Raw genomic sequence first — 12,296 nt, 5'->3', positions numbered from 1 at the left:
TTTTAATGAAGACAAGCCTTAGACGTACCGACTATAGGTTGAGCATATCTTGATGTTTCCATTGCTGTACTTTTACCTGCGCTTCCAATTCCGTCAAACTGTCATCAATGATACTAGAAATTAAGGTGTCTAGCGCTGTATTATCAGTATTTATTTGTGCCACACCACGAGCAATTTCTACCATTAATGAGTCTAGAATCTTAGGATCAAGGAGCCGTTCATTTAAGGCATAAACAACGTTTTCACCTATATTATGTCCTACATGTTGCAACTGTGACTCAATCAGACCACCGGCAATGGGAATCATACGTAAGTAACGACGTAGTTCAGGTGTATTAGCCAAACCTTCTTCAATAGCGTTACCCACTTCATTGGCCAATATATTACCACCGCCTGAATCGGTCGTTAACGCCTGTAGTTTTGGTACCAGCTCGGTACGTAGTACAGACAATAATGCCGCTTCAATCTCATCGCGATTTCGTGCAACTGTAGATTCGATAAATGATTTGTGAGTATCTGAATTGGTCAATTCCTGCCGGAAGTTCTGGATGGTTGTCAAGATGACACGGTCAGAGAGCTCTTCTAGCAATAGATCAATATAGAACTTAATCCGATCGATCCAAGACTGTGGTAGTACTTGGTAGCCTAATTGGTATAAACGATGTCCGATGACCACTGCTCGAAACAAACGTAACGCACGTAATTGCGGAAAACAACCCAATACTTCATACCAATGTACAAAAGGAAAAAAGAACCATCGGTAATAGGTTTGTTGTGTGATGGCAATCATCCAACGCACAAATAACTCAGCGATTAAGAATATGGTAAAAAAACCACCGGCAGTACGTAATGGAACATGCACAGTATTTTGATACCAGCTTAATGACTCACCAATCGTCAGCCATTCGGCGGCATGAGTACTAAAGTTACTCATCAATATTGCATCAACACTAATCAACAACAGGTCGATACTAATGATGATAATCATCAAAATATCATAAGTAAGTTTTAATCGACTTGGTTGTGGGTGGTGGGGTTGCGGTGATTGATTGTTCGAGAGGTGATGTGATTGATTAGATATTGGTGCTGAGTCGAGCTGCGGGTTAGTAGTTGTCATAGAGGCGGGCACAGTCAAACCTTATAAATAATAAATGGTATAAAAAATAAGCAGTGGGTATAGGGCGTGTTCTTATTTGGAAGATAATGATGAAACTGGGATAAACTGTAGTTAAACAATAAACTATAGTCAAACGAACAGAATAGCACAAATAATATCGAGGTATGATCAAGCTGTTTGACGCAGTTTGGTAAAATTCACCCTATTTAAAGCTCAATGGTCAGCTTGAAGGCATGCCGCAGTATAGCGCTATTAACATCGTCAATGTTCAACAGACTTTAATCTGTCTTAAATAACGTGGCAGTTTTTTGACTTTGTTTTTTTAATTATTTTAGGCTTGAGGGTTGGTTTCAAAATCAGCCAACATCTCGGTAATCCGTTGGTCTTTGTTGTACCATATTTGCTCAACCCAATCAAACATTTGCTTCTTTACAGCTTCATCGTTTTCGTAGCCACCGTTTTGAATTCCGACAAACAACGAGTCAGGTATCTCGATATATCTGACATCAACCCCCAAGCGCTTGATATTACCTTTCCACAGATCAGCATATGTTGGTACGCCATCAGGATAAACAATAGTCATATCCAATATGCCATCGATATCTGCACCTAAGGCATTTATGGCGAGCGATAAACCACCTGCTCGTGGTTTTAATAAATGAGTATAAGGTGATTGCTGCTGAGCATGTTTAGCTTTGGTAAAACGGGTACCTTCTAAGTAATTTAACAAAGTAAAAGGTTTGTCTTTTAACAGCTCACAAGCACGTTTTGCTTCTTCAATATCTTTACCCTTTAATGAAGGGTTCTTGGCCACGGCTTCTTTTGAATGGCGACGCATCATTGGAAAGTCTAAAAAATAAAAGGCTTGCCCCACAATTGGAATGTAAATTAACTCAAATTTGGTAAAAAATCGCGTTAATGGCAAGCGCTTTTCACTAATATACTGCACGATGCTAGTATCGACCCAAGATTGATGATTACTGACGAGTAAGTATTTACCATCGGTATGCACCTCGTCAGGCAAATTGATACGCCAGTCTTTGCGTGGTAGCATATTATCAATTAAAGCATTATTACTGCTAATCCAATGAGTGGCAATTTTAATCACAGTTTTATCTGCAATAGGGGCGCCCGTGATAATTTTCCCCATGCCCATCAACCATAGAGGAATACTGCCGCCAAAACTATTGGCCGCAATGACGCCTGTGGCTGTCGCTAGCGAGATAGCTTTTCCTAATTTAGGCGTGCTTTGATGTATTTTTTTAATAGTAGCGGTCAGGCGCATACTAAATCCTTTTTGATCTATCTTACGAGTCTATAAGTTATCCATTGCTGATACTGCTTTTATCAAAAGGCTTTCAAAGAGGTTTATGCTTTTAGACGGCTAGAGAAAAACCTGAAACTACCGTTAAAGACGAGTATTTAGTCGATAAGGTAATTTGTATAGTCATTCCACTATAAAAACATTACTGCGTTGACCTCGCTTGCCTCGTACTACTTTTAAATTGAATCGACTGTATTGCTTAGCGCTGATAAATAGCGTGACGTAATTTTAGCAGAAATCAATTAGAGTGTAAGAGTGTAAACGTGACTTACGATAGCAACTTATGATGGGTCATAACAAATGAGAAGGGCGTAAATACCTAAAAATTCATCCGCACTTCTCATACACAGTTGTGACAAAATATTACATATAGTTAGATTGTAATTGCCATAATAATGGAGAGTACCTGTAAAAAGTAGTCCCTAACTAATAGAAAATATTTAAAAAAAGCACGGCTTGTTCACAATTATTTAAACTTTTATCTAAAATTCAGAGGAAATATTATGCGTAATAAATTAATGATTGCAGCAGTAGCATCAGGTTTAGTCCTTAGTGGTTGTACCACTACCGCAGATGGTCAACAACGTCTGAATAAGACTGCAATTGGTGGTTTAGCGGGTGCACTTGGTGGTGCTGCTATCTCTAAAGCGACTGGCGGTGAAGAGACTGGCCGTGATGCCGCTATTGGTGCTGCGCTAGGTGCTGGTGTTGGCTACTATATGGAGCGTCAAGCTAAGCAGCTTGAGCAGCAAATGGCCGGTACAGGTGTGACTGTTGAGCAAGATCCCACAACAGGTAATATTGATTTAGTTATGCCAGGTAGCATCACTTTCTCTTTTGACAATGCAACGCTAAATTCATCTTTCAAGCCAACACTTGATAAGCTGGCTAGCACCATGAATCAATATAACCAAAATACTATTACTATCGCAGGTCACACTGATAGCCAAGGTTCAGATTCTTATAACATGGGTCTATCACGTGATCGAGCTTACTCAGTAGCAAACTATCTAACCGCTCAGGGTGTGGCTTCTAACCGTATTAATGTTGTAGCGTACGGAGAGTCACGTCCAGTAGCTGACAACAGTACAGATTATGGCCGTCAGCAAAACCGTCGTGTTGAGCTAACGGTTAATGCGCCACAGAGTGTAAACTAACTCACTACATAACGATAGTTATGTGATGGCTAGATGTATCAAATGCCAATATAAGAAAGATCAGCGTTCAGCTGGTCTTTTTTTATGTCTTTCATTGGATGATTTGGTTTAACGTGTTTTATATGCCTAAAGCATGGTTGATATGAAGTTGTTGATAATCGTTATTTGTTTAAAACGTATTTCTAAGGCACTGCCTTATTGTTCTATCATTAAGTATATTATTATTTAAAATTAAATATTGATAATGATTATCAATAATATTATAATTTGTAAAGTTTTCTTAACGTTGCAATACAATATTTTTATCGCACATGATAAATACACCATATACATCGTTAGAATATCTTGTGACAACACACACTAATATCATTGATAACGAGTCACAAACATCAACTTTTTTTGCTATATTTCCGAGGATATGTATGACGATTACTACAGTAACGAACCGTAAAATTTTACCAACTACCTTAGCTGCTGCGCTTGCAGGGTTACTGATGGTGTCAGGTTGTACCAAACAAACCGAAGAAAATACAGATGCAAATACTGAGACTCAAGCAGAAGTACAAAGTACAGAATCTGCCGATACTACAGACTTGTCAACCACTGAGCAGGCCGATACTGATAGATTGATGGATAGCTATGCAAACATGGCACATGCGGCTTATAAAGACTCTTTAGATACTGCCAAATTGTTGCAAGCTGCAGTAGAGGCATATGTAGCCACACCAACACAGGAAAATCTAGAAGCAGCAAAAGCTGCCTATAAAGTTGCCCGTCAGCCGTACTCGCAAACGGAAGTTTTCCGTTTTGACGAAGGCTTCGTCACTGCCAATGATCAGCGTGCAATTGGCAGCGTTGATGGCTGGGAAGGACAAGTGAATGCTTGGCCACTTGATGAAGCATTGATTGATTATGTTAGTGACAGCTACGAAGGTGAGTACGATAGTCAAAACAATATCATCAATAGCGACAGTATTACGGTTGGTAGTGTCGAGCAGGATACCAGTAGCATTACTCCTGAACTGTTAGCAGAAATGAATGAGATTGGCGGTAGTGAAGCCAATGTGACAACTGGTTACCACGCTATCGAGTTTATGCTATGGGGTCAAGATACAAACGGTGTTAGCGAAGGTGCAGGCAACCGCCCTGTGACGGATTATGCAACAGAAACAGGTCAATGTACTAGTGGCGATACTGTCAATGATGATGCCAGTATATGTGAGCGTCGTGGTGAATTCTTAACAGCCGCTGCTCAATTATTGGTAGATGATCTAACGGCGATGGAAGCCGAGTGGCAGCCAGAAAGTGAAAACACGTTGCGTAGCGATCTGATGGCACGTAAATATGATAATGGTTTACGCCAGATTATGTATCAAATGGGCAGTCTTGCACTAGGTGAGCTTGCATCTGAGCGTATGCAGGTCGCGTTTGTTACTGGTTCTACTGAAGATGAGCATGAGTGCTTTAGTGATTTGACACATCTAAGCTATGCGAATAATGCTCGCGGTATTCAAAACGTCTTTAACGGTAGCTATAAAACAGTCGATGGTCAAACAGTTGGCGGTTACGGTCTTAAAGACTATCTCGTTGATACTGACAACAAAGCGGTAGCTGACCAATTGGTTGCTGATTTTGCTAAAGTAGAATCTGCCTTTGATGTACTCGTAGAAAAAGGTGAAAAAGAGGGTATCAAGATTGATCAAATGATCGCTACCGTAGGTCAGGTGAGCAAAGACGGTATCTCTGCTGAAGAACAAAACGTTCGCCGCGGATGGGTTGAGGCTGGTATCACTGGTTTGCAAGAGCTGACCGTTGGTATTGAAAATGCTGCTAAAGCCGTCGGTATCGACAATTTAGATGCTGATGCGGGCTCACAGTTTTAAGTTGAAACATCTGAACTCCAACAGCTACATGTTATTTATTAATGCCTGAAGAGTTTGTTATAAGCTAATGAGAATTATTTTCATAGCATAGTAATTTAGGTATAATAAACACGTTGTCGACCACAGTTGGCAACGTGTTTTTTTACCGTATTAAAATAGCTTGATAGGTTGGTACTTCGCTGAACCTTATTGATTAGAAGTGAAACACTTTACAGCATGCGATTTTAATGGTTCTACGCTAGAACTAAGGTACTTTTTCTATGAACACCGCAAACGTTTTAAAAATCAAAAAATCTGCCTCATTTTATTCTGCTTCCATCATTAATGGTGTACTACCAAAACTGACCCTTGGTATCTTGTGTGCCCTATCTCTCAGCGCTTGTCAGCCGAATGACAGTAATTCTGACGATACTACTAATGAAGAGCAAGCTACAGAAAGTAATGAAAAATCTCAAGCTTTAGTCCCTGAACGTCTCCAAACGATAGAAAAGCTCGCTGGCGTATCCATGCAGCAGTTAGTGAAATTTGATCCGCAAGAGGTCAAACAGGGTGGTGATACAGGTATCAGTATCAGTAGTGCAGAGAGCTACTCTAAACCTTCTTCTAACTTGACCGCCTCACGTAAAGGGTCGTTTTTTATTGGTAATGCCTTCTTTAAGCAGCCTTGGGTCATTGCACCTGCCAGTACTGATAGCCGCGATGGTTTGGGTGCATTGTTTAATGTTGCTGCTTGTCAATCTTGCCATATAAAAGATGGTCGAGGGCATGCACCAATGAATGCTGATGATGATGCCGATAGCTTGCTCATTCGTCTTGCTATGCCTGCGACCACTGATGAACAACGTCAACAGCTAAATAACTCTCTTATCGAAAAAGTCGTGCACCCTATGTATGGTGGTCAGCTTCAAGACCGTGGTATTCAAGGTGTGCCTGCTGAGGCAAAAATTTCAGTACAGTGGGCAGACAAACCAATTACTTTTGCTGATGGCTATGTCGAAACGTTGCGTGATCCTACTTTTAACTTAACCCAACCAGGTTATGGTAAGTTCGATGATGAATTAATGGTTTCACCACGTGTGGCATTACCTATGATTGGGCTTGGTTTGCTCGAGCAAATTCCAGATGAGGCTATTAAACAACAAGCTACTCAGGCAGACGGTGATATTAGCGGAAAATTTAACTGGGTGATGGATCCACAAACTGGCGAGAAGGCACTCGGACGCTTTGGCTGGAAAGCAGGTCAAACCAAGCTGATTACCCAAAACCAAAGTGCCTTTAATGAAGATATGGGACTAACATCAAATATCCGTCCTAATGAGTCCTGTATGCCAACGCAGACGGCTTGTGTGAATGCAACAACGGGTGCTGATGAGCAAGGTAATGGTAAACCGCCTGTAGAAGTCAATGATGAAGTGACCAAGTTTGTTGAGTTTTATACACGTAATTTAGCCGTGCCGCATCGTCGTAATGCTGATGATGAATTGGTCTTAGCTGGAAAAAAACGCTTTTATGACATCGGCTGCCAAAGCTGCCATACACCTAGATATCAGTTGCCACACACTAACGATGATCGTCTTGAGCAGCATGGACAAGTGATCTATCCTTATACCGATATGTTGTTGCATGATATGGGTGATGGTCTTGCTGATCGTACGATTGCTGGCAATCTACCACCTAAAGATGCGCAAGTTGAGTTTTTGGCCAACTCTTATGAATGGCGCACACCTGCTTTATGGGGCGTGGGTCTGGCGCAGACTGTTGACTCGCAAGCGACATTTTTACACGATGGTCGTGCGCGTACTTTGATGGAAGCGGTTCTATGGCATGGTGGAGAAGCTGAAAAACAACAGAAAGAAGTGCTTAAGCTTGATAAACAAGGGCGTGCTGAATTGAATGCGTTCTTACAGTCTCTATAAAAATGCTGTTGTTTATTCGCTGTTAATCCCTAAATAGGCAGATATTAATCAGATGATCTGCCTTATCTATTATAGATACAATTACTTATATAAATACCGAGAAACCTATGAAAATAAATCATGCTTTAGCAATGGCATTGTCTGCCCTAAGTGCTGGGTTGCTTATCAGCTGTGCCAAGCCTGCTGATGAAAATAAAGCACCAGAGACGGATAGCCAAGAGGTCGCGCAAGACAGTGTTAATAGTTCAGCAGAAGAGAATAATGATATTACTGCTACAATTAATGTAGTAGACATCAGTACTGATACTGAAACCGCTTATCTGACCCATGTGGCTAATGATATTGTCATTCCAGCGTATGCTGATGTGACCAAACAAAGTGATTTATTGCATGATTTAGCTCAAACCCATTGTCAGTCAGAGTCAGTCAGTGGAGATGAATTGCAAGCGCTGCGCGATCAGTGGCTAGTTTTGGCACAGGCATGGGCACGTGCTGAGATGATCAATTTTGGTCCTGCGACTGCCAGTATGAGCAACCTGTATATCAATTATTATCCCGACGAACGCGGTTTGGTACATAGTGGCGTGGCAGATCTAATCGCTGCTAACCCCAAGTTGACTCCTGAGCATTTGGCTAATGAAAGTGCGATTGTTCAAGGTGTACCAGGACTAGAAGAAGCGCTATATGCCAATGACAGTTTGGATGCTGGTCAATGTGCTTATGTGATCAGTGCAAGCAGTGCATTAAGCACACGTTTAAAAGAGATTGAAGCCAACTGGCAGCAGAGCTCAACTGAGCTATTGGCCATTGACAAAGTGGCTGACAGCGACCAAGGATTGAATCAATGGTTCAACTCTTTGCTTTCGTTGGTTGAAACCATGAAGTCTAATGCTATCGATCAGCCATTGGGTCTAACTGGTAAAGCAAAAGGTCATTTACCTGCTGCAACAGCTGCACAAAGCCGTGCGATTATCAATGCGAAGTTGGCCACGCTGAATAAAGCGCTGACGGATCCAGTATTAACAGAGATACTAAATAGCAATGATGACAGTGCGGTGGGTGATAACTTATCAACTGCTTTGGCTGAAACCACCACGCTATTGGCGCAAATGCCAGAGGATTTAGCGACTGCAGATAAAGACACGCAACAAGCATTGTATGACCATTTAACGACGATAACACGCCTGATTAAACGTCAATTAATCCCAACACTCGGTATTCGTGTCGGATTTAATAGCACAGATGGTGATTAAACAATGCAGACACAGGGTGATACAGCAAAAGAAGCTGCCGAAACACACAGTCGCAAGCTTGTAGGTCTATTAGATAGCTGCTTTAAGAATGAGCTGTTTAAAACTTCGGCATTGACAGCGCTTAGTACGGCAGCACTAGTTGGAGTGCATCATCGTTACCGTAAGCAACGTTATCCATCTGCGCGTTTGCAAGACTATGTGATAGGAGTGGGTGCGCAATGGCAGTCACTGTCGTTACATTTGTCATCACAGCTATCATTAGTGACGTCGCCCCAGTCAGCTGCTACGCAACAATTATCAAGGTTACAGTACGCCTATAAGCAGGCTACCAATGCTTGGCATCAGGCTTATCAAAGCTATCCATCGGGTATGGATCATGATAGTCATAGCCATGTTGATAGTGCTGGTGTAATTTCAAATTTTTCAGCAGTACATACGACGACCATGTTAGGGCGACCAGTGTGTTGGGTGAGTGGTGTGGCATCCATGCCACAAGCCGCGACGTTAACGAGCGATGAAGACTCTGTCGATGGCTATGGGGTCGTCGGTATTGATGCAGATCGTCAGATTGTGTGGCAGACGACGATGCCAGAGCGTGTACATGATATTGTTGTTCAGCCATTTTTAAATGACGCTAATAGCCAAGCAACTCGCGATGTCGTCGTTATGGGTCGTCGCCCTAGTGAGAAATTTTGGGTGTTGGATACGGCAACTGGGCAAGTAAAGTTCGCTATTGACGCATCTATTGATCGTCATTTTTATGGACATGCTTGTTACAGTTTGGATGGTATGCTGTTATATGTAACCGAAAACAATACCGTCAATCTAGCGGGTAAAATCGGTATCTACGATGTTAGCCAAGGTTATCAAAAAGTTGAGGAATTTGACTCATATGGTATCGGTCCACATGAGCTGATTATGCATCCAGATGGTGAGACGCTTGTTATTGCCAATGGTGGTATCAAGACTGAGCAAGCCTCTCGTGAGGAGCTTAATCTAGATACTATGCGACCATCACTGGTGTATCTAAACCGTCATAATGGGGCATTGCTCGAACAGGTCATTCCTGTACACAATCAGATGAGCGTACGCCATTTAGCTATGCATGACGACGGTACTGTGATGATTGGCATTCAGTTTCAAGGTGAGCGTCATATTAACGTACCTTTGGTACTTACGCATCAGCGCGGTGATACTGACTTTAAGCCCCTCATGATGCCAAACAATCAATGGCAACGTTTTCATCAGTATATCGCTAGTGTGGCGGTGGACAGTGAGCGTAACCTGTTATGTGTGACGACACCGATTGGTGGATGTGCAGCGGTGTATGATTTAAATACTCGGCAGTTGATTGATGATGTTAGTCTGCCAGATTGTGCAGGTGCATCTGTATTATCTTATGATAGTCAGTCCGTTGGCAGCCAGACAGTAAATAAACAGCGATCAGGTTTTATCGTCAGTGATGGACAAGGGCAACTGACAACTTTGACGGTGGTTTCATCCTCGAAAATGGAAATCCAGCCAGATGAAGAGTCAGCTGACAGAACGGCGTTAGCTAATAGTGTTGTTAAAGACAGTGAACGCCATAAAATGTCTTTCGATAACCATTTGCAGGCACTGTTGTGATCAGTGAGCGTGGTAGGGTATAACGATGGCTATACAGGAGACGGCATCGTTATTAATACTCTCGAAGCAACAACTTGCACAAGCAGGCATTGAGCTACAGGTTACTAAAAAGCGTGTTAAAAATATCAATTTTCGTTTGAAGCCTTATCTGCTAATGGTGTCTGTGCCATTATTTATGAATACAGTGCAGATTGCACAGGCTGTGGCTCAACGCGTGGCGTGGGCTATCGATAACCATGGGCAAGTATTGGAGAAATACAAGCGTAAACAGCACTCTTTAAGCGAATCTTCAACTGCTGATAGTCCTTTTTTTTTATGGGGTGTAAAGCAATCAACTACGCTGAGTCATGATCAAAAAATTGCCCATTACCGTGAGCAATTACTTTTGGTAATCCCCACCTTGTTGGAAAAATGGCAACCAGTGGTCGGCGCACAAGCCAATGAGATACGTCTAAAAAAATGCACACACGCTGGGGTAGCTGCAATACGCGTGCGCGTCGGGTCTGGTTATCTGTCTACCTTCCTGCCTATCTCCTTGAATGTACGGAATATGTCATCGTCCACGAGCTGTGTCATTTGCATCATGCCAATCATAGTCCAGCATTTTGGCAGACAGTAGCGACAGCGATGCCAGATTATCAGCGGTGGCATGATATGCTGGCAGGTAAAACAGGGTAGCTAGGGTGTGTTATCAATTAGCACATTTTGTGCTGTTATAATTTTTGGTGTTTCAATGATGAAACTAGATAGATAAGGATGTCATATGGAAAGTGTGAATCAGGCTGGTTTTTGGCAGCAGCGTTATGAGCAAGATAGTATTGGTTGGGATATGGGAGAAGTCTCACCACCGCTTAAAGCTTATATTGATCAATTACCTGAGACCGCGAAAGGTCAGGCCATTTTAGTACCAGGTGGGGGCAATGCCTATGAAGTCGGCTACCTATATGAGCAAGGTTTTACCAATGTTACGTTGGTTGATTTTGCACCTGCTCCGATTGAGGCCTTTGCTCGGCGTTATCCTGACTTTCCGACTGAGCATTTAATCTGCGCAGATTTTTTTGGTTTATCACCTGAGCAACATCAGTTTGATTGGGTATTAGAGCAGACGTTTTTTTGTGCGATAAATCCAGCACGTCGTGATGAGTATGTCGAGCAAATGGCTGCGCTATTGAAACCTAAAGGTCAGCTGGTTGGTCTATTGTTTGATAAAGATTTTGGGCGAAATGAGCCGCCGTTTGGTGGTACAAAAGCTGAATACCAACAGCGATTTGAAACACGCTTTAATATTGAAATTATGGAGTCTAGCTATAACTCACATGCTGCGCGTCAGGGTAATGAGATGTTTGTTACGATGCAAGTAAAAGCATGATTTCACGCTTGATATTATCCCGAGCTTGCGCTTCTAGTCGACTACGGTAGTGGGTTGTCAGATATAAGGTTGGGTGTGCCAAAAGCTGATTTAATACGTGAGTCCGTCCTTTTTGGTAGTTCTTATCAGCGACATGCGCATACTCTTGGCGTACGGATTTTGCGTACTGCTCATACTCTGACCACGGCATTCCTAAAACACTCAAGTCCATATCTAATAAATAAGCCGCATCGCTATTTTTGTTAGAACCCATCTCATCATTAATTTGATGAGAGGCGGTCATCATAATCAGCGCGTAGATATATTGGCATTGTTCAATATTTAAGTAAGGTTCTAACACTTCTACTGCAAGTCTTGCGCTTTTTAGCTCATTGTCTGAGCGTGTCGGCTCATATATTACATCGTGATAGTATAATGCCAAAGCGATAATATGTGGCTCATTGAGATCGTGCTTAACCTGTTCAAACTGAGAAAATAACTGCTGAATATGCTGCAAGGTATGATAAGCGCGTTGACGCTCATCATAATACCCAGCGATATCCTGCCAAAGGGCTTGCGACTTCTCTGGCGTGATATCGCTATCGATAGCAGATAGGTGCAAGTAAAAATGATTGCTTAACTCAGTATTTATTTGAGAGATCTCATTCATAT

The 12,296-nt window shown here is 42.1% G+C and carries 10 protein-coding genes; 7 read left to right on the top strand and 3 right to left on the bottom strand.

Going from position 1 to position 12,296, the window contains the following annotated elements:
* Positions 1-31 precede the first annotated feature (31 nt).
* Both ACT3QP_RS03795 and ACT3QP_RS03790 read right to left on the bottom strand, forming a co-directional pair.
* Positions 32-1,117, bottom strand: a complete 1,086-nt coding sequence (locus ACT3QP_RS03795) for a hypothetical protein (RefSeq protein WP_444524515.1) — start codon at positions 1,115-1,117, stop codon at positions 32-34.
* A 331-nt stretch (positions 1,118-1,448) separates the two neighbouring features.
* The gene (locus ACT3QP_RS03790; protein ID WP_444524514.1) at positions 1,449-2,402 is read right to left on the bottom strand and encodes an acyltransferase; all 954 of its coding nucleotides are present in this window, start codon (positions 2,400-2,402) and stop codon (positions 1,449-1,451) included.
* A gap of 542 nt (positions 2,403-2,944) precedes the next feature.
* Between ACT3QP_RS03790 and ACT3QP_RS03785 the strand changes: the two genes are divergently transcribed.
* The 7 genes from ACT3QP_RS03785 to ACT3QP_RS03755 all read left to right on the top strand — a co-directional run bounded on the left by ACT3QP_RS03785 (position 2,945) and on the right by ACT3QP_RS03755 (position 11,645).
* Entirely contained in the window at positions 2,945-3,598 is a 654-nt protein-coding gene (locus ACT3QP_RS03785) for an OmpA family protein (protein WP_192518535.1), read from the top strand.
* A gap of 422 nt (positions 3,599-4,020) precedes the next feature.
* Positions 4,021-5,481: an imelysin family protein gene (locus tag ACT3QP_RS03780; protein WP_444524513.1), complete on the top strand. Its 1,461-nt coding sequence runs from the start codon at positions 4,021-4,023 to the stop codon at positions 5,479-5,481.
* Positions 5,482-5,741: 260 nt separating this feature from the next.
* Positions 5,742-7,397, top strand: coding sequence for a di-heme oxidoreductase family protein (locus tag ACT3QP_RS03775; protein WP_444524512.1), 1,656 nt, complete (start codon positions 5,742-5,744; stop codon positions 7,395-7,397).
* 107 nt (positions 7,398-7,504) lie between these two features.
* Positions 7,505-8,650 (top strand): imelysin family protein, encoded by a 1,146-nt coding sequence (locus ACT3QP_RS03770; protein WP_444524511.1) that lies wholly within the window; start codon positions 7,505-7,507, stop codon positions 8,648-8,650.
* Positions 8,651-8,653: 3 nt separating this feature from the next.
* Entirely contained in the window at positions 8,654-10,276 is a 1,623-nt protein-coding gene (locus ACT3QP_RS03765) for a DUF1513 domain-containing protein (RefSeq protein ID WP_444524510.1), read from the top strand.
* A gap of 459 nt (positions 10,277-10,735) precedes the next feature.
* Entirely contained in the window at positions 10,736-10,954 is a 219-nt protein-coding gene (locus ACT3QP_RS03760) for a M48 metallopeptidase family protein (RefSeq protein WP_444524509.1), read from the top strand.
* A gap of 85 nt (positions 10,955-11,039) precedes the next feature.
* Positions 11,040-11,645 (top strand): methyltransferase domain-containing protein, encoded by a 606-nt coding sequence (locus ACT3QP_RS03755; protein ID WP_444524508.1) that lies wholly within the window; start codon positions 11,040-11,042, stop codon positions 11,643-11,645.
* Here ACT3QP_RS03755 and ACT3QP_RS03750 read toward each other — a convergent pair.
* Complete coding sequence (locus ACT3QP_RS03750; protein WP_444524507.1) at positions 11,623-12,294, bottom strand: HD domain-containing protein; 672 nt, start codon at positions 12,292-12,294, stop codon at positions 11,623-11,625. The two genes, ACT3QP_RS03755 and ACT3QP_RS03750, sit on opposite strands and share 23 nt — an antisense overlap.
* Positions 12,295-12,296: the final 2 nt, after the last annotated feature.

This window comes from Psychrobacter sp. AOP7-B1-24, from assembly GCF_052376215.1.
Lineage (GTDB): Bacteria > Pseudomonadota > Gammaproteobacteria > Pseudomonadales > Moraxellaceae > Psychrobacter.
This window is presented reverse-complemented; position numbering and strand designations above follow the sequence as displayed.

What these genes read in the sequence shown, in the direction of transcription:
- ACT3QP_RS03795 (WP_444524515.1), bottom strand. Translation starts at nt 1,117, where the DNA reads ATGACAACTACTAACCCGCAGCTCGACTCAGCACCAATATCTAATCAA.
- ACT3QP_RS03790 (WP_444524514.1), bottom strand. Translation starts at nt 2,402, where the DNA reads ATGCGCCTGACCGCTACTATTAAAAAAATACATCAAAGCACGCCTAAA.
- ACT3QP_RS03785 (WP_192518535.1), top strand. Translation starts at nt 2,945, where the DNA reads ATGCGTAATAAATTAATGATTGCAGCAGTAGCATCAGGTTTAGTCCTT.
- ACT3QP_RS03780 (WP_444524513.1), top strand. Translation starts at nt 4,021, where the DNA reads ATGACGATTACTACAGTAACGAACCGTAAAATTTTACCAACTACCTTA.
- ACT3QP_RS03775 (WP_444524512.1), top strand. Translation starts at nt 5,742, where the DNA reads ATGAACACCGCAAACGTTTTAAAAATCAAAAAATCTGCCTCATTTTAT.
- ACT3QP_RS03770 (WP_444524511.1), top strand. Translation starts at nt 7,505, where the DNA reads ATGAAAATAAATCATGCTTTAGCAATGGCATTGTCTGCCCTAAGTGCT.
- ACT3QP_RS03765 (WP_444524510.1), top strand. Translation starts at nt 8,654, where the DNA reads ATGCAGACACAGGGTGATACAGCAAAAGAAGCTGCCGAAACACACAGT.
- ACT3QP_RS03760 (WP_444524509.1), top strand. Translation starts at nt 10,736, where the DNA reads ATGCACACACGCTGGGGTAGCTGCAATACGCGTGCGCGTCGGGTCTGG.
- ACT3QP_RS03755 (WP_444524508.1), top strand. Translation starts at nt 11,040, where the DNA reads ATGGAAAGTGTGAATCAGGCTGGTTTTTGGCAGCAGCGTTATGAGCAA.
- ACT3QP_RS03750 (WP_444524507.1), bottom strand. Translation starts at nt 12,294, where the DNA reads ATGAATGAGATCTCTCAAATAAATACTGAGTTAAGCAATCATTTTTAC.